A 23,353-nucleotide genomic window follows, 5' to 3' on the forward strand; every position below is an offset into this window, starting at 1 on the left:
TCGCCCCGCGGGTTGTTGCGCGCGCGAAACCTCGGTGTCCCCGTCCGGCAACGCGCCCGGGGCAGGGTCGGGGCCATGCTGTGGAGAGTGCGGACCCGCCTGCCCGACCGTCCCGGATCCCTCGCCGCCCTCGCGCGCGCCTGCGGCGAGGCCGAGGTGAACATCCTCGGCCTGCAGATCTTCCCCGACCTCGGCAGCGTCATCGACGAGCTGGTGCTGCGCACGCCCGCGGGCTGGGCGCCCGACCGGATCGCCGGGTTGGTCGAGCAGGCCGGCGGCCGGGTGCTGAGCTGCGCGCCGTGCGGGGAGGCGGCGCTGGTGGACCAGCCGACCCGCTACGTGCGGGCTGCCCGGACGGTGCTGGAGGAGCCGGCGTCGTTCCCCGAGGTGCTGGCGCGCCTCTTCGACGCCGAGGCCGAGCCGGCCGTGGGCGGCGCGGAGGGCGCGAGCCAGGGCGACGTCATGGAGGTGAGCGTCGGCGAGGTCCAGGTGCAGCTGCGCCGCAGCGCGCCGTTCACCGCCACCGAGCACGCGCGGGCCGCCGCGATGGCCGAGCTGGTCAGCGACGTGCTGCGCCGCACCCGCCCGGCCCGGGAGCCCGGCGCGCCGGGGCCGCTGCCGGGGCGCCGGCTCGGCGAGGGCCGCGCCCCGCAGTACGTCGTCCAGTCCGGCGCGGTCTCGGCGGTCCGCGAGGGCGCGGTGGTCGGCAGCGCCACCTTGGAGGCGCCGTCGCCGGCGGAGCCCGACGTACGACGGGTGGTGCTGTGGGTCGACCCGGACTGGCGCCGACGCGGGATCGGCGCGCGGCTGCTGGTCGAGGCGGCCCGGTTGGCGCGCACCCACGGTGCCGCCGCACTCGTCTTCACCACCCGCGCGGACAACCGGGCGGTGCTGCCGCTGGTGATGGCCGCGGGGCTTCGCGGGCGGATCCGGATGAGCGCCGACGTGCTCACGGTCCGGGTGCCCGTCCGCGACCTCACGCCGCTCGGGTGATCGTGGGCGGCGGGATCTAGACTGGAATCGTGGAGCTCCCCGACAAGTTCGCGAACCTGGGCCTGACCTACGACGACGTCCTGCTGCTGCCGGGTCACTCCGACCTGGCGCCCTCGGACATCGACACGACCTCGCGGCTGACCCGCGAGATCTCGTTGAAGGTCCCACTGGTGAGCGCGGCCATGGACACCGTCACCGAGTCGCGGATGGCGATCGCGATGGCACGCCAGGGCGGCCTCGGCGTGCTGCACCGCAACCTGTCCATCCAGGACCAGGCCTACCAGGTCGACCTGGTGAAGCGGACCCAGACCGGCATCATCACCAACCCGGTCACCATCGGCCCCGACGCGACCCTCGAGCAGCTCGACCAGCTCGCGGGGGAGTACCGCGTCTCGGGCTTCCCCGTCGTCGACGCCGACCAGCGCCTGCTCGGCATCATCACCAACCGCGACCTGCGCTTCACCCCGGTCGCGGAGTGGGCCGGCACCAAGGTCGCCGAGGTGATGACCCCGATGCCGCTGATCACCGGCCCGGTCGGCATCAGCCGTGACGAGGCCACCCTCCTGCTGCGCCAGCACAAGCGCGAGCGGCTGCCGCTGGTCGACGACCAGGGCCGCCTCGCCGGGCTGATCACCGTCAAGGACTTCGTGAAGTCCGAGCAGTTCCCCAAGGCCACCAACGACGCCCAGGGCCGGCTCATGGTCGGCGCGGCGATCGGCTACTTCGGCGACGCCTGGGAGCGCGCCACGACGCTGATCGAGGCCGGCGCCGACGTGCTCGTCGCCGACACCGCGCACGGCAACGTGCGGCTGCTGCTCGACATGGTCCAGCGCCTCAAGAGCGACCCTGCCACCCGCCACGTCCAGGTCATCGGCGGCAACGTCGCGACCCGCGAGGGCGCGCAGGCCTTCGTCGAGGCCGGAGCCGACGCGGTCAAGGTCGGCGTGGGCCCGGGCTCGATCTGCACCACCCGCGTCGTCACCGGCGTGGGCGTCCCGCAGATCACCGCGGTCTACGAGGCCTCGCTGGCCTGCAAGCCCGCCGGCGTCCCGGTGATCGCCGACGGCGGCATGAAGTACTCCGGCGAGATCGCCAAGGCGCTCGTCGCCGGCGCCGACGCCGTCATGCTCGGCTCCCTGCTCGCCGGGTGCGAGGAGTCCCCGGGCGAGCTGGTCTTCGTCAACGGCAAGCAGTTCAAGGCCTACCGCGGTATGGGCTCGCTGGCGGCGATGTCGAGCCGCGGCAAGAAGTCCTACTCCAAGGACCGCTACTTCCAGGCCGAGGTCGCCAGCGACGACATGATCGTCCCCGAGGGCATCGAGGGCCAGGTCGCCTACCGCGGCCCGCTCTCCGCGGTCGCCCACCAGCTGCTCGGCGGGCTCACCCAGTCGATGTTCTACGTCGGCGCCCGCACCGTCCCGGAGCTGCAGGACAAGGGCCGCTTCGTGCGGATCACCCAGGCGTCGCTGACCGAGAGCCACCCCCACGGCGTCCAGATGACCGTCGAGGCCCCCAACTACTCCGGCCGCTGACCCGAGCGTCGAGCCAGACAGGATCCACCGTGACCGAGATCGAGATCGGCCGTGCCAAGCGCGGTCGCCGTGCCTACGCCTTCGACGACATCGCGATCGTCCCCTCCCGCCGCACCCGCGACCCCGAGGAGGTGAGCGTCGCCTGGCAGATCGACGCCTACCGCTTCGAGATCCCGGTGCTCGCCGCGCCGATGGACTCGGTGATGTCGCCGGCGACCGCGATCGCCTTCGGCCACCACGGCGGGCTCGGCGTGCTCAACCTCGAGGGCCTGTGGACGCGCTATGAGGACCCCGAGCCGCTGCTCGAGGAGGTCTCGCGCCTGCAGGGCGTCGACGCGACGCGCCGCATGCAGGAGATCTACGAGGCGCCGGTGCGCGCCGAGCTGATCACCGAGCGGCTGCGCCAGGTCCGTGAGGCCGGCGTGACGGTCGCGGGCTCGCTGTCGCCGCAGCGCACCAAGGAGTTCGCCAAGGCGGTCGTCGACGCGGGCGTCGACATGTTCGTCATCCGCGGCACCACGGTCAGCGCCGAGCACGTCTCCAGCCAGGCCGAGCCGCTGAACCTCAAGGAGTTCATCTACGAGCTCGACGTCCCGGTGATCGTCGGCGGTTGCGCGACGTACCAGGCCGCGCTGCACCTGATGCGCACCGGCGCAGCCGGCGTGCTCGTCGGCTTCGGCGGCGGGGCCGCCCACACCACCCGCACCGTGCTGGGGATCGCGGTCCCGATGGCCTCGGCGGTCGCCGACGTCGCCGCCGCGCGTCGCGACTACCTCGACGAGTCCGGTGGCCGCTACGTCCACGTCATCGCCGACGGCTCGATCGGCAAGTCCGGCGACCTGTCCAAGGCGATCGCCTGCGGCGCCGACGCCGTGATGGTCGGCTCGCCGCTGGCCCGCGCCACCGACGCCCCCGGCCGCGGCTTCCACTGGGGCACCGAGGCGCACCACGCCGAGCTGCCGCGCGGCCAGCGGGTCGGCTTCGACCAGGTCGGGACGATGGAGGAGATCCTGTTCGGTCCCTCCCGCGTCGCCGACGGCACGATGAACCTCGTCGGTGCGCTGCGCCGCTCGATGGCCACCACCGGCTACACCGAGCTCAAGGAGTTCCAGCGCGTCGAGGTGGTCCTCGGGTGATCGTCGCCGCCGGGCAGGAGGCCGCCGTCGCCGGTGACCTCGCGGTCAACGCCGCCACCGCTGCCCGGCTCACCGAGCAGGCGGGCGCCGCAGGTGCCCGCCTGCTCGTGCTTCCGGAGGCGTTCCTGACCGGGTACGACGAGGCGGTGTTCGCCGGTCCGCTGCCCGACGAGGCCGACCTGGCCGGCCCGCTGCTCGACGGTCTGCGGGCCTCGGCGGCTGCAGCCGGCACCACAGTGGTGCTGGGCACCGCGCTGCAGCGCGGGCCGCGGCGCACGCTCAGCAGCGTGGTCGTGCACCCCGACGGCCGCACGCTGGCGGCGTACGACAAGCAGCACCTCTCCGGCTACGAGAACGACCACTTCACCCCCGGCGAGCACGGCGCCTCGGTGACGCTCGACGGGTGGGAGCTGGGACTGTCGATCTGCTACGACGGCTGCTTCCCGGAGCACGCCCGGGCCGCGGCCGACGACGGGGCGCTGGGCTACCTCAACGGCGCGGCGTACTTCCCCGGCGGGGAGCACCGCCGCGACACCTACTACCCGGCCCGCGCGCTGGACAACGGCTTCTTCGTGGTCTTCTCCGGGCTGACCGGGCGTTGCGGCAGCGAGTCGTTCATCGGCGGCTCCGCGGTCTACGACCCCGAGGGCCGCCCGCTGGCCCGTCTCGGCACCGAGCCCGGCCTCGCCGTCGCCACGCTCTCCCGCGATCTCCTCGCCGCCACCCGCGCCGCCCACCCCATGCACCGCGACCACCGCCCCTCCCTCGGCCCCCGTGCCCGCGTCTGAGGGTTGAGTCGAGACTTCTGACGCTCGAGTCGAGAGTTGGTGCGCTCGAATCGAGAGTTCTGACTCCCGCGCACACCACAAGGGCCGACTCGCGCAACCACAAGGGCCGACTCGCGCAACCACAAGAGCCGACTCGCGGAAACACGGGGGTGACCAGGGGACCGGGAGACTGGGGGCATGAGCACGCCGATCGCCCTGAGTCCCGGGTCCCGCGCCGCCGCGCTGGAGGCGATGGCTTCCGAGCCGCTGGACGTGCTGGTGGTCGGGGGAGGGGTGGTGGGCGCCGGGGCGGCGCTCGACGCGGTCACCCGCGGCCTGTCGGTCGGCCTGGTCGAGCAGCGCGACCTCGCCTCGGGCACCTCGAGCCGCTCCAGCAAGCTCGTCCACGGCGGGCTGCGCTACCTGGAGATGCTCGACTTCGCACTCGTCCGCGAGGCGCTCCACGAGCGCGGCCTGCTGCTCACCCGCCTCGCCCCGCACCTGGTGCGCCCGGTCGCCTTCCTCTACCCGCTGCACCACGCCTGGGAGCGGCCGTACGTCGGCGCCGGCGTCGCGCTGTACGACGCGATGGCGATGAGCGGGCGCCACGACATGGGCGTGCCCAAGCACAAGCACCTGTTCCGCAAGCAGGTGGCGCGGATGGCGCCGGACCTGCGCGTGGACGACCTGCACGGGGCGATCCGCTACTACGACTGCCAGGTCGACGACGCCCGGCTGGTGATGACGCTGGCGCGCACGGCAGCCGACAACGGCGCACACGTCGCGACCCGCACCCAGGTGACCGGGTTCCTGCGCGAGGGGGAGCGGGTGGTCGGCGTGACCGCGCGCGACCTGGAGAACGGCGTCGACCTCCAGATCCGGGCCCGCACCGTCATCAACGCGGCCGGGGTGTGGACCGACGCCGTGCAGGACCTGCTCGGCGGGGACGCGCAGCTCGACGTGGACGCCTCCAAGGGCGTCCACCTCGTGGTGCCGCGCGACCGGATCCGCTCCGAGTGCGGGTTCATCACCAAGACCGAGAAGTCGGTGCTGTTCGTGATCCCGTGGGGGCTGTACTGGATCATCGGCACCACCGACACCGCCTGGGACCTCGACCTCGCGCACCCCGCGGCCAGCCGCGCCGACATCGACTACCTGCTGGCCCACGTCAACACCCTGCTCAAGGACCCGCTCGACCACGAGGACGTGGTCGGGGTGTACGCCGGGCTGCGCCCCCTGCTCAAGCCGGTGGCGCGCGACGGCGACCTGGGCGAGACCACCAAGCTCTCCCGCGAGCACACCGTCGCCGAGCCGGTGCCCGGGCTGGTCCTGGTCGCCGGCGGCAAGCTCACGACGTACCGCGTGATGGCCAAGGACGCGGTCGACCACGCGCTGCGCGAGGACGAGCGGGTGCCGGCGAGCATCACCGAGCGGGTCCCGCTGGCGGGCGCCAGCAGGTTCGAGGCGCGCACCAACCAGCGGGTTGCCCTCTCCCGCGCCGCCGGCCTCGAGCTCGGGCGCATCGACCACCTGCTGGGGCGCTACGGCGGGCTCGTGGACGAGGTCCTCGACCTGCTCGCCGCCCGCCCCGAGCTCGCGGAACCGCTGGCCGGCGCCGAGCACCACCTCGCCGGGGAGGTCGTCTACGCCGTCACCCACGAGGGCGCCCGTCACCTCGACGACGTGCTGACCCGACGGACCCGCATCTCCATCGAGACCTTCGACCGCGGGGTGGCGGCGGCCCGTCCGGCCGCGGTCCTGATGGGCGGCGAGCTCGGCTGGGACGACGCGACCGTGGAGCGCGAGGTCGACCACTACCTGCGCCGGGTCGAGGCCGAGCGGCGCAGCCAGCTGATGCCCACCGACCAGGAGGCCGACGAGGCCCGGGTGCAGGTCGCCGACATCGTCTGAGGCGGATCCGGCGGAACGCGTTGACAACTAGAACGTGTTCCACCGATGCTGGCGCCACGTGCGACGCACGTCACACCGTGAGGAGCGCTCGTGACCCAGGCACCGCCCCCGGCCGACATGACCCTGCAACGCTCCAGCCGCGACGCCAGCGGGGTCCCGACCCGCATCGCCGCCTGGCTGGCCACCCACCTGCCACCCGGCGCCGACCCGGAGGTCACGCTGCTCACCGGCAGCGACGCCAACGGCATGTCCTCGGAGACGCTGCTGCTCGACGTCACCTGGACCGAGGACGGCGAGACCCGCGAGGGGCGCTACGCCGCCCGGGTCGCCCCCGCCGAGGAGGACTTCCCCGTCTTCCCGGAGTACGCCCTCGCCGAGCAGTACGACGCGATCCGGCTGGTCGGCGAGCTGAGCGACGTGCCGGTGCCGCAGGTGCGCTGGCTGGAGCCGACCGGCGACGTCCTCGGGACACCGTTCTTCCTCATGGACCGCCTCGAGGGGGTCGTGCCGCAGGACGTCTTGCCCTACAACTTCGGCGACAACTGGCTCTTCGACGCCACCCCGGCGCAGCAGCGACAGCTCCAGGACGCCACCGTCGACGTGCTCGCCCGGCTGCACGCGATCCCCGACGCCGCCTCGAGGTTCGGCTTCCTCGACCCCGGTCGCCACGGCCACGAGGGCCTCACCCCGCTCGCGCGCGCCCTGGCCCGCACCCGTGCCTGGTACGACTTCGCGATCCCCGACGTCGGGCGCTCCCCGATGGTCGAGCGCGGCCTCGCCTGGCTCGCCGAGCACCTGCCCGAGACCGACGAGGCGGTGCTGTGCTGGGGCGACTCGCGCATCGGCAACGTGCTCTACGACGACTTCCGCCCGGTCGGCGTCCTGGACTGGGAGATGGCCACCCTCGGCCCGCGCGAGCTCGACGTGAGCTGGATGCTCTTCGCTCACCAGGTCTTCGAGTCCATCACCGGGCTGCTGGAGATGCCCGGGATGCCTCACCTGCTCGCCGAGGCCGACGTGCGTGAGACCTACGAGCGGCTCACCGGGGTCACCCTCGGCGACCTGCGCTGGTACGACGTGTTCAACGGCGTGCAGTGGTGCATCGTCTTCATGCGCACCGGGGCCCGCCAGATCCATTTCAACGAGATCGAGCGCCCCGACGAGGTCGAGGGGCTCTTCCACTGCAGGTCGCTCGTCGAGCGGCTCCTCGAGGAGGTCGGCGCATGATCGGTCCGCTGGACGAGTACCCGCTGCACCAGGCGCCGCTGCCGATCGGCTGGCCCGCCAGCAGCGACCGCAACTTCTACGACCGCTCCTACTTCAACGCCCACGACCGCACCGGGGACGTCTTCGTGATCACCGGGCTGGGCTACTACCCCAACCTCGGCACCAAGGACGCCTTCCTGCTGGTGGCCCGCGACGGGCGGCACACGGCGGTGCACCTCTCCGACCTGTGCGACGGCGACCGGCTCCACCAGCGCGTGGGCGGCTACCGCCTCGACGTCGTCGAGCCGCTCCAGCAGCTGCACATCGAGCTGGAGGAGACCGACGGCATCGCCGCCGACCTGACCTGGACCGGCTCCTTCCCGGTGCTCCAGGAGCTGCCGCACGTGCTGCGCTCCGGCGCCCGGGTGACCCTCGACGCCCAGCGCTTCGCCCAGGTCGGCACCTGGGCCGGGCACGTCACCGTCGACGGGGAGCGCATCGAGGTGACCCCGGACCGCTGGGTCGGCACCCGCGACCGGTCCTGGGGGATCCGCCCGGTCGGCGACCCCGAGCCGCCCGGCGCGCCCACTGACCCGCCGTTCGAGGGCATGTGGTGGCTCTACGTCCCGATGCGCTTCGAGGACTTCGCCGTCGTGGTGATCCTCCAGGAGGACCCGGACGGCTACCGCACCCTCAACGACTGCCACCGCATCCACCCCGACGGCCGCGTCGAGCAGCTCGGCTGGCCGCAGGTCCGCATCCACTACGCCCCCGGCACCCGTACGCCGAGCGGCGCGACGATCCGCTGCACGACCCCGGCGGGGGAGGCTCTCGACCTCGAGGTCTCCTCGCTGCTCGCCGCGCCCCTGCACGTCGGCGGCGGGTACGGCGGGGACCCGGACTGGCTGCACGGCGCCTGGCGCGGGGAGAAGTTCAGCGAGCGGGTCACCTACGACCTCGACGACGAGGCGGTGCGCGGGCGCTTCATGTTCGGGTGCACCGACCACGTCGGGCGCGCGCTGCTCACCGAGGGTGGTCGCACCCACGAGGGCTGGGGGCTCTTCGAGCACTTCTGCATCGGGCGCCACGACCCCAGCGGCTTCACCGACTTCTTCACCCTCGCGCCCTGACGGACCCGACCAGCCCGACCGGCCGCACCGATCCGACGCCACGACCCGCACCAGGAGATCCGATGACCCTCGACCACAGCCTCGACCGGGACGCCTTCTTCGTCGACGGCACCTGGACGGCGCCCGCCACCGACGCCACCTTGCAGGTGGTCTCCCCGCACAGCGAGCAGGTGGTCGCCACCGTCCCCGAGGGCAGCGCCGCCGACATCGACGCCGCGGTCGCCGCGGCCCGGCGGGCCTTCGACGAGGGGCCGTGGCCGCGGATGGCGCCGCAGGAGCGGATCGCGGTCATCGAGGCCTTCTCCGGGCTCTACGCCGCCCGCATGGGGGAGATGGCCGAGCTGATCACCACCGAGATGGGCTCGCCGATCTCGTTCTCCCAGCTCGGGCAGGCCCCGGCGCCGTGGATGCAGATCGAGGCGTTCCTCGGCATCGCCCGCGACTTCGCCTGGGAGGAGACCCGGCCCGGGGTGCTCGGCGGCGACGTCGTCGTACGCCGTGAGCCGGTCGGGGTGGTCGCGGCGATCCCGCCGTGGAACGTCCCGCAGTTCACCACCATCTCCAAGGTCGTGCCCGCGCTGCTCGCCGGCAACACCGTGGTGGTCAAGCCGGCGCCGGAGACCCCGCTGGACTCCTACCTGATGGCCGAGCTGCTCCTCGAGGCCGGCGTCCCGGCCGGGGCGGTCAACATCGTCGCGGGCGGCCGCGAGGTCGGCGAGCACCTGGTCGCGCACCCCGGCATCGACAAGGTCGCGTTCACCGGCTCCACGGCGGCCGGGCGCCGGATCGCGGCGGTCTGCGGCGAGCAGCTCAAGCGGGTCAGCCTGGAGCTGGGCGGCAAGTCCGCGGCGATCGTGCTCGAGGACGCCGACCTCGAGGCCACGATGGCCGGGCTGCGCTTCACCGCGCTGATGAACTCCGGGCAGGCCTGCGTGGCCCAGACCCGCATCCTGGCGCCCCGCAGTCGCTACGCCGAGGTCGTGGACGCGCTCGCGGAGACGGTCTCCACGATGAGCGTCGGCGACCCGGCCGACCCGGCCACCGAGATCGGGCCGATGGTCGCGCAGCGCCAGCAGGAGCGCGTCGAGAAGTACATCGCCCTCGGCCAGGAGGAGGGTGCCCGGCTCGTCATCGGCGGCAACGGCCGCCCGGACGGGCCCGAGCGCGGCTGGTACGTGCGCCCGACGGTGTTCGCCGACGTCGACAACCGCATGCGCATCGCCCAGGAGGAGATCTTCGGGCCGGTCCTCGCGGTGATCGCCTACGACGGCGTCGACGACGCGGTCCGGATCGCCAACGACTCCGACTACGGGCTGGCCGGCACGGTCTGGACCTCCGACGCCGACGCCGGCCTCGGGGTGGCCCGGCGGGTGCGCGCCGGCACCTACGGCGTGAACACCTACACGATGGACTTCGCCGCGCCGTTCGGCGGCTTCAAGGACTCCGGCATCGGGCGCGAGTTCGGTCCCGAGGGCCTGGCTCAGTACACCGAGCTGAAGTCGATCTACACCGGCGCGCCCCAGATGGGCTGAGCGCACCCGCATTGACATCGGTCGGCGTCCTGTCAATCGGGACGGATGCTACCGAGAGGTAGTTTCGGAGACCGCCGTCACATACTCTCGGTACATGAGCGCCTCGAACCCCACGCCCTCCGGTGGCCCCCTCGTCGAGGGACCGCACGACCCCGAGCACGACCCGACCGCGTCGTACGCCCTCGAGCCGGACTACGTCAGCGCGCTGACCCGCCGGATCGCCGCCACCTCGGGGCGCACCCACGAGGTCCGCTCGCCGCTGAACGGCGCGCCCCTGGCGCACGTGCCGCAGTCCAGCGAGGGCGACGTCGCCGAGGCGTTCGCGCGGGCCCGCCGCGCCCAGGAGGCCTGGGCCCGGGTGCCGGTGGCCGAGCGCGCCGCCGCCCTGCTGCGCCTACACGACCTGGTGCTGGACCGCCAGGACGAGATCGTCGACCTGATCGTGTGGGAGTCCGGCAAGGCCCGCAAGCACGCCTTCGACGAGCCGCTCCACATCGCGCTGACCGCGCGGTACTACGGCCGCACCGCCGGCCGGCACCTGGACCCCCAGCGCAAGCTCGGCGTGATCCCCGGGCTCACCCGGGTCGAGGTCAACCGCGTCCCCAAGGGCGTCGTCGGCATCATCTCGCCGTGGAACTACCCGTTCACGATGGCGCTGTGCGACGGCCTGCCCGCGCTGGTCGCCGGCAACGCGGTGGTGATCAAGCCCGACGCCCAGACCATGCTCTCGGCGGCGCTGGCCGCCCAGCTGGTCGAGGAGGCCGGCTTCCCGGCCGACCTGTGGCAGGTCGTGGCCGGCCCGGGCGCGGAGATCGGCACCGCGGTCATCGCGAACGCCGACTACGTCTGCTTCACCGGCTCCACGGCCACCGGCCGGGTCGTCGCGCGCGGGTGCGCGGAGCGGCTGATCGGCTGCTCCCTGGAGCTCGGCGGCAAGAACCCGCTGCTGGTCCTGCGCGACGCCGACGTCGAGCGGGCCGCCGAGGGCGCGGTGCGGGCGTCGTTCTCCAACGCCGGTCAGCTGTGCGTGTCCTCCGAGCGGATCTTCGTCGCCGACCAGGTCTACGACCGGTTCGTGGAGCGCTTCGTGGCCCGCACCCAGGCGATGACCCTGGGCGCGACCCTCGAGTGGGGCAACGACATGGGCCCGCTGATCAGCCAGGCGCAGCTCGACACGGTCAGCGCCCACGTGGAGGACGCCGTCGCCAAGGGCGCGCGGGTGCTCGCCGGCGGCAGGGCCCGCCCCGACCTCGGCCCCTACTTCTACGAGCCGACGATCCTCGAGAACGTCACGCCGGACATGACCTGCTTCGGCCAGGAGACCTTCGGCCCCGTGGTCTCGCTGTACCGCTTCCACGACGAGTCCGACGCGATCGCCCGCGCGAACGACGGCGAGTACGGCCTCAACGCCTCCGTCTTCACCCGGGACGGCGCGCGCGGTCGCGCCGTCGCCGCCCAGATCAAGTGCGGCACGGTCAACGTCAACGAGGCCTTCGGTGCGGTCTTCGCCAGCATCGACAGCCCGATGGGCGGCATGCGCCAGTCCGGGATGGGCCGGCGCCAGGGCGCCGAGGGCATCCTGCGCTACACCGAGCCGCAGTCGGTGGCCACCCAGCGGCTGATCCGCATCGCGCCGATGCTGGGCATGTCCGACGAGCTCTACGGGAAGGTCATGACGGCCAACCTGCGGGTGATGAAGAAGCTCGGCCGCCCGTGAGCGCGCCGTACCGAACGGGGGAGAAGGACGTGGACGACACCACAGGCGAGGCATCCGGGCCGGACGGCGGGCTCGACTTCGACGTCCTGGTGGTGGGCTCGGGCTTCGGCGGGTCGGTCACCGCCCTGCGGCTCGCGGAGAAGGGCTACCGCGTCGGCGTCCTCGAGGCGGGCGCGCGGTTCCGCGACGAGGACCTGCCCAAGCACTCCTTCGAGGTCGACAAGTACCTCTTCCGCCCCGAGATCGGCTGCTACGGGATCCAGCGCATCGACGCGATCCGCGACTGCATGATCGTCTCCGGTGCCGGCGTGGGCGGAGGTTCGCTGGTCTACGCCAACACCCTCTACGAGCCGCTGCCGGCGTTCTTCCGCGACCCGCAGTGGAGCCACATCACCGACTGGCAGGCCGAGCTCGCGCCGTACTACGACCAGGCGAAGCGGATGCTCGGCGTGGTGCCGAACCCGCTGCGCACCCCGGCCGACGAGGTGATGGAGAAGGTCGCGACCGAGATGGGCGTGGGCCACACCTTCGGGCCCGCGCCGGTCGGGGTCTTCTTCGGGGGCCCGGGCAACGAGCCCGGCGACGTCGTGCCGGACCCGTACTTCGGTGGTGTCGGGCCGGACCGCAAGACCTGCATCGGCTGCGGTGGCTGCATGACCGGCTGCCCGCACAACGCGAAGAACACCCTGGTCAAGAACTACCTCCACCTCGCCGAGCAGCGCGGCGTGAGCGTCCTGCCGCTGACCACCGTCACCCGGCTCGCGCCGCGCGCCGGGGGCGGGTACGACGTGCACGTGCGCTTCACCAAGGCCAAGACCGGGCGACGCTCCGCGCGCCGGGTGCTCACCGCCGACCAGGTGGTCCTCGCCGCCTCCGCGCTCGGCACCCAGCGGCTGCTGCACCGGATGCGCGACGAGGGGCACCTCCCGCAGATCTCCGAGCGGCTGGGCTACCTCTCGCGCACCAACTCCGAGTCGATCCTGGGGGCGATCGCGCCCGACACCAAGGTCGACTACAGCCAGGGCATCGCGATCACCTCCAGCTTCCACCCCGACGCCGACACCCACATCGAGCCGGTGCGCTACGGCAAGGGCAGCAACTTCATGTCGCTGCTGCAGACCGTGCTCACCGAGGGCGACGGGCCGGCGCCGCGCTGGCAGACCTGGCTGCGTGAGACGTGGAAGCAGCGCGCCAGCGTGCGCGACCTCTACGACCTGCGGCACTGGTCCGAGCGCACCGTGATCGCGCTGGTGATGCAGAGCCTGGACAACTCGATCACCACCTACACCCGACGCATCCCGGGCACCCGCAAGCGCTACCTGACGTCGCGCCAGGGCCACGGCGTGCCGAACCCGACCTGGATCCCCGCGGCGAACACGGCCGTGAAGGCGATGGCGCGCATCATCGGCGGCACCCCCGGCGGCAACATCGGCGAGCAGTTCAACCGCCCGCTGACCGCCCACTTCATCGGCGGGTGCGCGATCGGGGACTCCGCGGAGACCGGCGTCATCGACCCCTACCAGCGCGTCTACGGCCACCCCGGCCTGCACGTCGCCGACGGCTCGGCGGTCACCGCCAACCTCGGGGTGAACCCGTCGCTGACGATCACCGCCCAGGCGGAGCGGGCGATGTCGCTGTGGCCCAACAAGGGCGAGGCCGACCCGCGGCCCGCGCTCGGGTCGTCGTACGTCCGCATCGACCCGGTCGCGCCCCGCGCCCCGGCGGTGCCGCCGACCGCGCCGGCGGCGCTGCGCCTGCCGGTCGTGGGCGTCAGCTGACGCCAGCGCCGCACCGGTCTGGACCGGAAGGGCCGCCGGACACCCGTTCGGCGGCCTTTTCCCGGTCCGGCGTAACCGGCCCCGGGCGGGGTCGTTGGGCCGGACAGACCCGGTGTCCCATCAGCTCCCTCCTCTCCGGCCGGGTCGGTGGTCCACGCGCTGTCCTCCAGGGCATGGACGATCAGGGCCCGGCCACCTCCCTCCCCGGCCGGGCCCTGATGCATTTCCGGGGCCGCCGCGTCGGTAGGATTTGGCCATGTCTTCTGCGACCCCCTCGGCGGCCACGCCGGACCATGACCTCGTCCTGGTCGTCGACTTCGGCGCGCAGTACGCCCAGCTGATCGCGCGCCGCGTGCGCGAGGCCCGGGTCTACTCCGAGATCGTCCCGCACACGGTGCCGGTCGCCGAGATGCTCGCCCGCAAGCCCAAGGCGATCATCCTGTCCGGCGGCCCCTCCAGCGTGTACGCCGAGGGCGCGCCCGGCATCGACCAGTCCCTGTTCGAGGCGGGCACTCCCGTGTTCGGCATGTGCTACGGCTTCCAGCTGATGGCCCAGGGTCTCGGCGGCGAGGTCGCGCACACCGGTGCGCGCGAGTACGGCCGCACCCCGGTGACGATCGCGGAGCCCGGCACCCTGCTCGCCGGCGTACCGGTCGAGCACAAGGTGTGGATGTCGCACGGCGACTCGGTCGCCCAGGCGCCGGACGGCTTCACCGTGCTGGCCTCCACGCCGGACACCCCGGTCGCGGCCTTCGAGAACGTCGACCGCGGCTTCGCGGGCGTGCAGTGGCACCCGGAGGTGCTGCACTCCGAGCACGGCCAGGAGATCCTCGAGCACTTCCTTCACGACATCGCCGGCTGCCGCCAGACCTGGACGATGCTCAACATCGTCGAGGAGCAGGTGGCGCTGATCCGCGAGCAGGTCGGCGAGGGGCGTGCGATCTGCGCACTGTCCGGCGGCGTGGACTCCGCGGTCGCCGCGGCGATCGTGCAGAGGGCCATCGGCGACCGGCTCACCTGCGTCTACGTCGACCACGGCATGATGCGCGCCGGCGAGACCGACCAGGTCAAGCACGACTTCGAGGAGGTCTTCGACTCCCTCGACGTGGTGGACGCCGCGGACCAGTTCCTCGACGCGCTCGCCGGTGTCACGGACCCCGAGACCAAGCGCAAGATCATCGGCCGCGAGTTCATCCGCACCTTCGAGGCCGCCCAGCTCCGGGTCTTCGGCGACGCCCACGGCACCGGCTACCTGGTGCAGGGCACGCTCTACCCCGACGTCGTGGAGTCCGGCGGCGGCGCCGGTGCCTCCAACATCAAGTCCCACCACAACGTCGGGGGACTGCCCGACGACCTCGACTTCGAGCTCATCGAGCCGCTGCGCACCCTGTTCAAGGACGAGGTCCGCGCGGTCGGCGAGCAGCTCGGCCTCCCCGAGACCATGGTCTGGCGCCAGCCGTTCCCGGGTCCCGGCCTCGGTATCCGCATCATCGGCGAGGTCACCCGTGACCGCCTCGACATCCTGCGTCAGGCCGACCTGATCGCCCGCGAGGAGCTCACCCGCTCGGGCCTGGACCGCGAGATCTGGCAGATGCCGGTGGTCCTGCTCGCCGACGTCCGCTCGGTCGGCGTCCAGGGCGACGGCCGCACCTACGGCCACCCCGTCGTGCTGCGCCCGGTCACCTCCGAGGACGCGATGACGGCCGACTGGGCGCGTCTGCCCTACGAGGTCATGGAGCGCATCTCCACGCGCATCACCAACGAGGTCGCGGAGATCAACCGGGTGACGATCGACATCACGTCGAAGCCCCCGGGGACCATCGAGTGGGAGTGACCGCAGCGACGAAGGAGCGGAGGTCAGCTCCCACTCGTTCAAGGGGAGTGTGGGAGTGACCGCAGCGAGGTACGAGCGGAACTCAGCTCCCACTCGTTCAAGGGGAGTGTGGGAGTGACCCCGGTTCGCGTGTGATCGCAGCGAGGGACGAGCGGAGGTCAGCGCCCGGGCCAAGTTGGGCAGCGACGAAGGAGCGGAGGTCAGCTCCCACTCGATCAAGGGGAGAGTGGGAGTGACCCTGGCTCGGGTGTGATCGGAACTCAGCTCCCACTCGTTCAAGGGGAGTGTGGGAGTGACCCCGGTTCGGGTGTGATCGCAGCGAGGTACGAGCGGAGGTCAGCGCCCGGGCCAAATGGGGGCGGTACAGCTGCCGAACTACTGGACGAAGTCCCTCGTCCCCGCCGTCCCACGCGGCAACCCGCCCGCCCGCCGACCTCCACCAGTACGTCGGCAGGCGTGGCCGGGCTCTCCGGGCTCTCAGACCCCTGCGGCCAGGGGAGCGAGCACGTCGTCGGCGAAGCGGCGCATGCCCTCGAGCTTCTGCTCGAGGGCGGCGTCCATGCCGTGGTAGTAGGCCCACGGCATCGTCATGCACTCGGTGACACCGCCCTCGCGCGCCCGGACGAAGTGCTCGGGCAGGTAGGCGTCGGTGAGCGCGACGAGCACCTCGAAGTCGCCGGTGCGGCCCAGCTCGCGGCGCACCTCGGCGAGGCGGGTGGCGTGCGCGATCGCCTCGTCGGTGCGGTACATGTCGCCCACCCAGCCGTCGTGGCGCGCGGCGCGGCGGAAGGCGACCTCGGAGAGGCCGCCGACGTAGATCGGGGGCTGCTCGGTCGGGGTGGGCTCCATCGCCAGCGGCGGCACGGAGTGGAACTCGCCCTCGAAGGACTTCATCCCGGGCGTCCACATCGCGCGGCACAGCGCCAGTGCCTCGTCGGTGCGGCGGCCGCGGGTGCGGAAGTCCTGCCCGAGGAGCTCGAACTCCTCCTCGCACCAGCCGATCCCCACACCGAGGGCGACCCGGTTGCCCGACAGCACCGCGGCGGTCCCCACCGACTTGGCGACGGTCAGTGGGTTGCGCAGCGCCGGCACGTAGACGGTCGTGACGAAGCGCAGCCGGGTGGTCACCGCGGCCAGCGCGCCCACCAGCACCCACGGGTCGGGCCACTGCGCGTCCAGGGCCCAGCGACGGCTCCCGTCGGGCGTGTAGGGGTACGGCGTGCGCAGCGTCTCGAGGTCGACGACGTGGTCGGGCACCGCGATGCCGTGGTAGCCGAGCTCGTCGGCGGTGCGGGCGATCGGCACCAGCTGCTCGGTGGGCATGAAGGCCGTGTTGATCGAGAAGTGCATGCCGCACCCTAGAACGTGTTCTCGTTCGCGGGGAGTGCTTCGCCGGCGGCGCCGCGGCCCGGCCCTAGGATGCGGGGATGGAGCGCGCGGTGCACCACCTGGACCTGTGGGTCGACGACGCCGAGCTGGCGGTCGACGAGTGGGGCTGGCTGCTCGGCGAGCTCGGCTGGGAGGTCGACATCGCGGGCTCCTCGTGGGTGCACCCCGACGGGACCTACCTGTTCCTCGAGCGCTCGCCGGACCAGCTCGACGTCGCGCACGACCGGATGCGCCCGGGGCTCAACCACCTCGCCCTGCTGCTCCCCGAGGACGCCGACCGCGCGATGCTGGACCGGGTCCGCGCCGAGTCCTCCGGCCACGGCTGGCACGAGCTGTTCGCCGACCGCTATCCGCACGCGGGCGGGGAGCAGCACACGGCGCTGTTCCTGGAGAACTCCGAGGGCTTCGAGGTCGAGGTCGTCCTCGCCGAGCGCTGAGGGCTCAGACCTCGTCGATGATCGCGCGCCGGCGGGCGGCGTGCTCGTCCTCGGTGATCAGTCCCTGGTCGCGCAGCGAGGTGAGCTCGCGCAGCCGTTCCGCGACCGGTCGCGCCGAGCCGGCCGCGGTGCGGGCGTCAGGATCCGCGGGCGGGCGTCGGGCGCGCAGGCTGGAGGCGAGGTACGTCGCGCCGAGGCCGTCCTCGCTGAGCAGCGCCATGGTCGCCGCGTCGCCCTCGTCGAGGCCCGACTCGCGTGCCATCCGTCGGGCGGCGGACACGCGCCACATGGTCGCCGCGATGCCGAGCGCGGCGACCAGGACGAAGAGGATGACGAAGGCGGCGGGGATGCCGGTCCCGATGTCCGCGCCCATCTCGCCGTCCCAGATCACGGTCCCGTCCTCGGCGCAGCTCGACGGCCCCTCGTCCTCGGGCCAGGGGCAGTCGACGACGTACGGGAGAGTCGGCATCCGGGCATCCTAGGCGCGCGGCGCCCGCGTCACGGGCGAACTTCCGTCCCCGTAGCCTCGCGCCATGATCCTCGAGCACGCGCTGCTGCCCGTCCGCCCCGGCGAGGCCGAGGAGTTCGTCCTCGCCTTCGCCGAGGCGAAACGGATCATCGCGGCCAGTCCCGGGTTCGTGCGCCTGGAGCTCTCGCGCTGCGTCGAGCGGCCCGACACCTTCCTGCTGCTCGTGGAGTGGGAGCGGCTGGCCGACCACACCGAGGGGCTCCGCGGCTCAGCGGCGTACCAGGAGTGGCGCCGGCTGCTGCACCGCTTCTACGACCCGTTCCCGGTGGTGGAGCACTTCGAGCGGGTCCTCGAGGCCTGAGCCGGGCTCAGCCCTGGCCCGGCTCGTCGTCGGGCACGACGTGGACGGCCGCCTCCTCGGCGGACGCGGCGGCACCGTCGATGCCGACGTCGCGCCCGACCAGGTCGGCCTCGGTGTCCTCGCCCAGGCCCTCGTCGGGGTCCACGAGCCGCCCGGCCCGCTGGTCGCCGACCTCGGTGCTGGCCGCGGCGCCTTCGATGACGTCGAGGTCCTCGGACTCGGCCTGCTCGTACGGGTCCGGCTCGGGGATCTCCTGGCGCTCGCGCTGGTCGATGGTCTCGCGGTGCGCCTCCTCCCAGGGCGTGTTGCCGTAGCCCTGGGCGGGGGAGTAGCGCTCCGGCGGGGAGTACCCGCGGTCGGCCTCGTCGGCGACGTCCCCGTCCAACAGCATGTCCTCGGCGCTGGGCTGGTCCTCGTCGTCGACGCTGTAGTCGCCGTACGTCTCCCGGTCGCCGGGGTCGGGGGTGGTGTCGTCGCTCGTCATGCGGCCTCCTTCATCGGGGTGGGTCCGGTTGTGGGTACCCGTGGCCGACACCGGCCATGCGAGATCCGGAGCACGCCCGGAGGCCTCAGCCGACCGCCAGGACGGTGCGCTCGGCCGCCATCAGGACCGCTCCCACGAGGCTGGCCCGCTCGCCCAGCTCGCTGGCCTGCACGGGGGTCAGTGCGACCGCGTCCAGCGCGTGGCGGCGCAGCCCGATGCGGGCGGGGTCCAGGACCAGGTCGCCCGCGCGGGCCATGTCGCCGCCGACGACCACGACGGAGGGGTTGAGCAGGTTCACGATGCTCGCCAGGCCCCAGCCCAGGTGCAGCCCGGCGTCCTCGAGCGCGCGCTGGGCCGAGACGTTGTCGGCGCGGGCGGCCCGCACGATGTCGTCGAAGCAGGCGCCGGGCAGCTGCCCGGCCATCAGCGAGAGCACCGTGCCGATGGAGGTGTAGGCCTCCAGGCAGCCACGGCTGCCGCAGCGGCACAGCGGGCCCTGCTCGTCGAGGGTCAGGTGGCCGATCTCCCCGGCGCTGCCGCCGGAGCCGTGGAAGAGCTGGTCGTCGATGACGATCCCGGCGCCGACGCCGGAGGAGATCTTCACGAACACCGAGCTGCGGTGCCCGCGTGCGACCCCGACCCGGTGCTCGGCGAGCGCGCCGAGGTTGGCGTCGTTCTCGACCTGCACGGGGGCGCCGAGCGCCTCGGCGGCGGCGGCGCGGGCGTTCACGCCCTCCCAGCCCGGGAAGATGGCGGCCGACCCGATCGTGTCGTCGCTGACCGGTGCGGGCAGGCCCATCGCGACGCGGCGTGGCGGGCCCTCGCCCTCGAGCAGCTCCTCCAGCAGCGAGGCCGCCAGGGCGAGCGCGCCGCGGTGGTCCGCGGGGTCGTGGAGGGGTACGCGACGCTCCCGGCGGACCCGTCCCACCAGGTCGCCCACCGCCACTGCGACGTGGCTGTGGCCGAAGTCGATCCCGGCGACGGTGCCGGCGCCAGAGGACAGTCGGACCGAGGAGCCGCGCCTCCCGGCGCCCGGCGTGGTCTCGGCGAGCCCCGCCGCGCTCAGCTCCCGCACGATGTTCGACACCGTCGCCGGCGCCAGGCCGGTGGTGCGTGCCAGCTCGGCCTGGGTGTACGCCGTGGACGGGGCGCCGTCCGCCGGGGCGTCGGCGACCGCGCCGCGCAGCACGTCGAGAACCCGCTGCTGGTTGGCCACGCGCAGCGAGGACGTGGAGCCCGGGGCAGCGCGGACGGTGGACATGAGGCGAAGCGTGCCTGCCGGTCGACGTAGCGGTCAAGAGTTGATGCCAAAGCGGCTCCTACCCTCCCTTGGTCACGATTCGCGTTCACACCTTGACGACAAGAGTGTGACGTTCGACACTCGACGGCGTCCCTTTCAGCGGCGTCCGCCGCCCAGACGAGGAGCGACATGACCATCCACCTTCACCGCGTCGCGGCCCTGACGGCCGCACTCATCATGGGCGCCGGCTCTCTCGCCGCCTGCGGCGCCAACGACGACGACAGCGACAACGACAGCGGCGGGGACGACACCGCCTCGGGCGGCACCATCGCGCTGCTGCTCCCCGAGTCCAAGACCACCCGCTACGAGGCGTTCGACAAGCCGCTCTTCGAGGCGAAGGTCGCTGAGCTCTGCCCGGACTGCGAGGTCGACTACTACAACGCCGACCAGGACGAGCAGAAGCAGGCCCAGCAGCTGACCAGCGCGCTCACGGCGGGCGCCGGGGTGGTCGTGCTCGACCCGGTCAACGGGGCCGGCGCCACCGGCATGGTCCAGGAGGCGCAGAGCCAGGACGTGCCGGTCATCGCCTACGACCGCTTCATCGAGGGCGCGGACTACTACATGTCCTTCGACAACGAGACCGTCGGCAAGATGCAGGCCGAGGCGCTCGTCGAGGCGGTAGGGGACAAGGGCGACATCCTGATGCTCAACGGTGCGCCCTCGGACCCCAACGCCGCGCAGTTCAAGGCCGGCGCGCACAGCGTCCTGGACTCCAGCGGCGTCACGGTCCTCGAGGAGTACGACAACCCCGACTGGAGCCCCGAGAACGCCCAGCAGTGGACCACCGACCAGCTGAGCAAGTACGACCCCAGCGAGATCGTCGGCGTGTACGCCGCGAACGACGGGCAGGCCGGCGGCGTGGTCGCCGCGCTGACCGGCGCCGGGGTCGCGCGCAACCAGCTCCCGCCGGTCACCGGGCAGGACGCGGAGGTCGCCGCCATCCAGCGGATCCTGGCCGGGGAGCAGGCGATGACGATCTACAAGCCGATCGCGATCGAGGCCGAGACCGCGGCCGAGGTCGCCGTCCAGCTCGTCAACGGCGAGGAGCCGGGCACCACGAGCGACACCGGCGTGGACCAGAGCGACTTCGAGGGCGTGACGTCCTACATCTTCGACCCGATCGTGGTCACCCAGGACAACGTGGCCGACACCGTGGTCGCCGACGGCTTCTACACCCCGGAGGACATCTGCACCGGGGACTACGTGAAGGCCTGCGAGGAGGCTGGCATCTCCTGATGAGCGCGATGACGCAACGGGTGGGCAGCGGCCCGGCGCAGGGAGAGGTCGTCCTCTCCCTCGCCGGGGTCCACAAGAGGTTCGGTGCCGTGCAGGCGCTCACCGACGTCCACCTCGAGGTGGCAGCCGGGGAGGTGGTCGCCCTGGTCGGCGACAACGGCGCCGGCAAGTCCACGCTGGTCAAGGTGATCTCCGGGGTCTACTCGCCCGACGCGGGCGACATCGTCTTCGGCGGCCGGATGATCACGGTGGGCGGACCGGCGGCCGCCCAGGCGCTGGGCATCGCGACGGTCTTCCAGGACCTCGCGCTGTGCGACAACCTCGACGTCGTGGCGAACCTGTTCCTCGGCCAGGAGCTGCGCCGTGGCCCGGTCCTCGACGAGATCGAGATGGAGAAGGAGGCGTGGCGACTGCTGCGCACCCTCTCCGCCAAGATCCCGTCGGTGCGGATCCCCATCGCCTCGCTGTCCGGCGGCCAGCGCCAGACCGTGGCCATCGCACGCGCCCTGGTCGGCGACCCGCGGGTCGTGCTGCTCGACGAGCCGACCGCCGCGCTCGGCGTCGCCCAGACCGCCGAGGTGCTCAACCTCATCGAGCGGCTGCGCGAGACCGGGCTCGGCGTGATCCTGGTCAGCCACAACATGGCCGACGTCCAGGCGGTCGCCGACCGCATCGTGGTGCTGCGGCTGGGCCGCAACGCCGCGGAGTTCCGCACCGAGGACGCCACCACCGAGCAGCTGGTGGCCGCCATCACCGGCGCCTCGGACAACGTCGTCGCGGCGCGCGCGGACCGGCACCGCCAGGCCGACCCCACCCACCCGGAGGCAGAGCTGTGAGCAGCACGCTGGACCCGACGTCCTCCCGCGTCGCCGCCGACGTCGCCGACGAGCGGCTGATCCAGGACCGCGGCCTCGGTGGCGCGGTCGCGTCGGGCTGGGCACGGCTGCGCGGCGGCGAGCTCGGCGCACTGCCGGTCGTCTTCGGGCTGGCGGTGATCTCGCTGGTCTTCTACTCCCAGGAGGCCACGTTCCTGTCCTCGCGCAACCTGGTCTCCATCACCCAGTTCGCCGCGCCGATCGGCGTCATCTCCCTGGGCATCGTGCTGGTGCTGCTGCTCGGCGAGATCGACCTCTCGGTGGGCTCGGTGTCGGGCTTCGCCGCCGCGTCGATGGCGGTGCTCGTGGTGAACAAGAGCCAGTCGCTGTGGGTCGGGATGCTGGTCGGGATCCTGATCGGCACCGCGATCGGCTCGGTCTACGCCCTGCTCTACACCCGCATCGGCGTGCCCAGCTTCGTGTTCTCCCTGGCCGGCCTGCTCGCCTTCCAGGGAGCGCTGCTCTACGTGCTCGGCGACCAGGGCACCATCGTGCTCCCGATCGACTCCGGGCTGCGGGAGTTCGCGCGCGACCGCTTCCTCACCGACGTGCAGGCCTACGTGCTGCTCGCGGTCGTGGTGGCGGTGTACGTCGGCTCCCAGGCGCTCGCGGCGCGCCGGCGCCGGGCGGCCGGGCTGACGCCGCCCAACATGGCCCTGGTCGCGGTCAAGGGCGTGCTGCTCCTCGCCGGGCTGGGCTTCTTGACCTACTACCTCGGCATCGACCGCGGGTGGGGCTACCTGTTCGTGCTGTTCGCCGCGCTCGTGGTGGCGATGGACCTGGTGCTGCGCAAGACCCGCTGGGGACGCCACGTGTACGCCGTCGGCGGCAACGAGGAGGCCGCGCGCCGCTCCGGCATCAAGGTCGGCCGCATCTACTTCTCCGTCTTCGCCGCCGCGTCGACCTTCGCCGCCCTCGGCGGCATCCTGCTCGCCGGCCAGCTGACCTCGGTCTCGCAGAGCAGCGGCACGACCGACACCAACCTGACCGCCATCGCGGCCGCGGTGATCGGCGGGACCAGCCTGTTCGGCGGCCGCGGGACGGCGTACTCCGCGCTGCTCGGCATCATGGTGCTCCAGGCCATCCAGAACGGCCTGAACCTGATGAACGTCGACTCCTCGGTGCGCTTCATGGTCACCGGCGCGGTGCTGCTGCTGGCCGTGGCCATCGACTCGGTGTCGCGTCGGGTGCGCTCCTCCAGCGGACGCGGCTAGCCCAGAGGGAGACGACGAAGGCGGCGCGTCCCACCAAGGGGAGGTGACACTC

20 protein-coding genes are annotated in these 23,353 nt (G+C 72.6%); 16 read left to right on the forward strand and 4 right to left on the reverse strand.

Annotation, left to right across the window (positions count from 1 at the left end):
- The first annotated feature begins 75 nt into the window (after positions 1 to 75).
- The 11 genes from HOQ23_RS12090 (at position 76) to guaA (ending at position 15,536) form a co-directional block, all read left to right on the forward strand.
- Complete coding sequence (locus tag HOQ23_RS12090) at positions 76 to 993, forward strand: GNAT family N-acetyltransferase (protein ID WP_172214833.1); 918 nt, start codon at positions 76 to 78, stop codon at positions 991 to 993.
- Between the two features lie 29 nt (positions 994 to 1,022).
- Positions 1,023 to 2,525: an IMP dehydrogenase gene (gene guaB / locus HOQ23_RS12095; RefSeq protein WP_172214834.1), complete on the forward strand. Its 1,503-nt coding sequence runs from the start codon at positions 1,023 to 1,025 to the stop codon at positions 2,523 to 2,525.
- Between the two features lie 29 nt (positions 2,526 to 2,554).
- Positions 2,555 to 3,661, forward strand: a complete 1,107-nt coding sequence (locus HOQ23_RS12100; protein ID WP_172214835.1) for a GuaB3 family IMP dehydrogenase-related protein — start codon at positions 2,555 to 2,557, stop codon at positions 3,659 to 3,661.
- Positions 3,658 to 4,449: a carbon-nitrogen hydrolase family protein gene (locus tag HOQ23_RS12105; protein WP_172214836.1), complete on the forward strand. Its 792-nt coding sequence runs from the start codon at positions 3,658 to 3,660 to the stop codon at positions 4,447 to 4,449. Before HOQ23_RS12100 ends, HOQ23_RS12105 begins: the two co-directional genes overlap by 4 nt.
- Positions 4,450 to 4,626: 177 nt before the next feature.
- Positions 4,627 to 6,339, forward strand: a complete 1,713-nt coding sequence (locus HOQ23_RS12110) for a glycerol-3-phosphate dehydrogenase/oxidase (RefSeq protein WP_172214837.1) — start codon at positions 4,627 to 4,629, stop codon at positions 6,337 to 6,339.
- A gap of 90 nt (positions 6,340 to 6,429) precedes the next feature.
- Complete coding sequence (locus tag HOQ23_RS12115; protein ID WP_367650474.1) at positions 6,430 to 7,566, forward strand: phosphotransferase family protein; 1,137 nt, start codon at positions 6,430 to 6,432, stop codon at positions 7,564 to 7,566.
- The gene (locus HOQ23_RS12120) at positions 7,563 to 8,675 is read left to right on the forward strand and encodes a hypothetical protein (RefSeq protein WP_172214838.1); all 1,113 of its coding nucleotides are present in this window, start codon (positions 7,563 to 7,565) and stop codon (positions 8,673 to 8,675) included. The genes HOQ23_RS12115 and HOQ23_RS12120 overlap by 4 nt, the downstream gene beginning before the upstream one ends.
- A gap of 62 nt (positions 8,676 to 8,737) precedes the next feature.
- On the forward strand, positions 8,738 to 10,207 hold the full coding sequence (locus tag HOQ23_RS12125) for an aldehyde dehydrogenase (protein WP_172214839.1): 1,470 nt from the start codon (positions 8,738 to 8,740) through the stop codon (positions 10,205 to 10,207).
- A gap of 94 nt (positions 10,208 to 10,301) precedes the next feature.
- On the forward strand, positions 10,302 to 11,924 hold the full coding sequence (locus HOQ23_RS20550; protein WP_216654127.1) for a succinic semialdehyde dehydrogenase: 1,623 nt from the start codon (positions 10,302 to 10,304) through the stop codon (positions 11,922 to 11,924).
- Positions 11,925 to 11,953: 29 nt separating this feature from the next.
- Positions 11,954 to 13,702 (forward strand): GMC oxidoreductase, encoded by a 1,749-nt coding sequence (locus tag HOQ23_RS20555; protein ID WP_367650475.1) that lies wholly within the window; start codon positions 11,954 to 11,956, stop codon positions 13,700 to 13,702.
- Between the two features lie 256 nt (positions 13,703 to 13,958).
- Positions 13,959 to 15,536 (forward strand): glutamine-hydrolyzing GMP synthase, encoded by a 1,578-nt coding sequence (gene guaA / locus HOQ23_RS12135; RefSeq protein ID WP_172214840.1) that lies wholly within the window; start codon positions 13,959 to 13,961, stop codon positions 15,534 to 15,536.
- A gap of 477 nt (positions 15,537 to 16,013) precedes the next feature.
- Here guaA and HOQ23_RS12140 read toward each other — a convergent pair whose 3' ends face one another.
- Complete coding sequence (locus HOQ23_RS12140) at positions 16,014 to 16,886, reverse strand: TIGR03619 family F420-dependent LLM class oxidoreductase (RefSeq protein ID WP_172214841.1); 873 nt, start codon at positions 16,884 to 16,886, stop codon at positions 16,014 to 16,016.
- 77 nt (positions 16,887 to 16,963) lie between these two features.
- Here HOQ23_RS12140 and HOQ23_RS12145 point away from each other — a divergent pair, with 77 nt between their 5' ends.
- Positions 16,964 to 17,362 (forward strand): VOC family protein, encoded by a 399-nt coding sequence (locus HOQ23_RS12145; RefSeq protein ID WP_172214842.1) that lies wholly within the window; start codon positions 16,964 to 16,966, stop codon positions 17,360 to 17,362.
- Positions 17,363 to 17,366: 4 nt separating this feature from the next.
- Here the strand turns inward: HOQ23_RS12145 and HOQ23_RS12150 are convergent, their stop codons facing one another.
- The gene (locus HOQ23_RS12150; protein WP_172214843.1) at positions 17,367 to 17,831 is read right to left on the reverse strand and encodes an SHOCT domain-containing protein; all 465 of its coding nucleotides are present in this window, start codon (positions 17,829 to 17,831) and stop codon (positions 17,367 to 17,369) included.
- A 64-nt stretch (positions 17,832 to 17,895) separates the two neighbouring features.
- Between HOQ23_RS12150 and HOQ23_RS12155 the strand changes: the two genes are divergently transcribed.
- Entirely contained in the window at positions 17,896 to 18,192 is a 297-nt protein-coding gene (locus HOQ23_RS12155) for an antibiotic biosynthesis monooxygenase (RefSeq protein ID WP_172214844.1), read from the forward strand.
- 7 nt (positions 18,193 to 18,199) lie between these two features.
- Here the strand turns inward: HOQ23_RS12155 and HOQ23_RS12160 are convergent, their stop codons facing one another.
- Both HOQ23_RS12160 and HOQ23_RS12165 read right to left on the reverse strand, forming a co-directional pair.
- Complete coding sequence (locus HOQ23_RS12160) at positions 18,200 to 18,676, reverse strand: DUF5709 domain-containing protein (protein ID WP_172214845.1); 477 nt, start codon at positions 18,674 to 18,676, stop codon at positions 18,200 to 18,202.
- Between the two features lie 85 nt (positions 18,677 to 18,761).
- Positions 18,762 to 19,937 (reverse strand): ROK family protein, encoded by a 1,176-nt coding sequence (locus HOQ23_RS12165; RefSeq protein WP_172214846.1) that lies wholly within the window; start codon positions 19,935 to 19,937, stop codon positions 18,762 to 18,764.
- Between the two features lie 168 nt (positions 19,938 to 20,105).
- On the opposite strand from HOQ23_RS12165, the gene HOQ23_RS12170 reads away from it, so the two are divergent.
- Genes HOQ23_RS12170 through HOQ23_RS12180 form a run of 3 tightly spaced genes read left to right on the forward strand, consistent with a single transcriptional unit; the run spans position 20,106 to position 23,301 of the window.
- Positions 20,106 to 21,212, forward strand: a complete 1,107-nt coding sequence (locus HOQ23_RS12170; RefSeq protein ID WP_172214847.1) for a substrate-binding domain-containing protein — start codon at positions 20,106 to 20,108, stop codon at positions 21,210 to 21,212.
- The gene (locus tag HOQ23_RS12175; protein WP_253945420.1) at positions 21,212 to 22,048 is read left to right on the forward strand and encodes an ATP-binding cassette domain-containing protein; all 837 of its coding nucleotides are present in this window, start codon (positions 21,212 to 21,214) and stop codon (positions 22,046 to 22,048) included. The genes HOQ23_RS12170 and HOQ23_RS12175 overlap by 1 nt, the downstream gene beginning before the upstream one ends.
- Positions 22,045 to 23,301 carry a sugar ABC transporter permease gene (locus tag HOQ23_RS12180; RefSeq protein ID WP_367650476.1) on the forward strand — a complete coding sequence of 419 codons (1,257 nt, stop codon included), beginning with the start codon at positions 22,045 to 22,047 and terminating at the stop codon, positions 23,299 to 23,301. The genes HOQ23_RS12175 and HOQ23_RS12180 overlap by 4 nt, the downstream gene beginning before the upstream one ends.
- Positions 23,302 to 23,353: the final 52 nt, after the last annotated feature.

It is taken from the genome of Nocardioides sp. zg-DK7169 (assembly GCF_013155365.1).
Taxonomy (GTDB): Bacteria; Actinomycetota; Actinomycetes; order Propionibacteriales; family Nocardioidaceae; genus Nocardioides.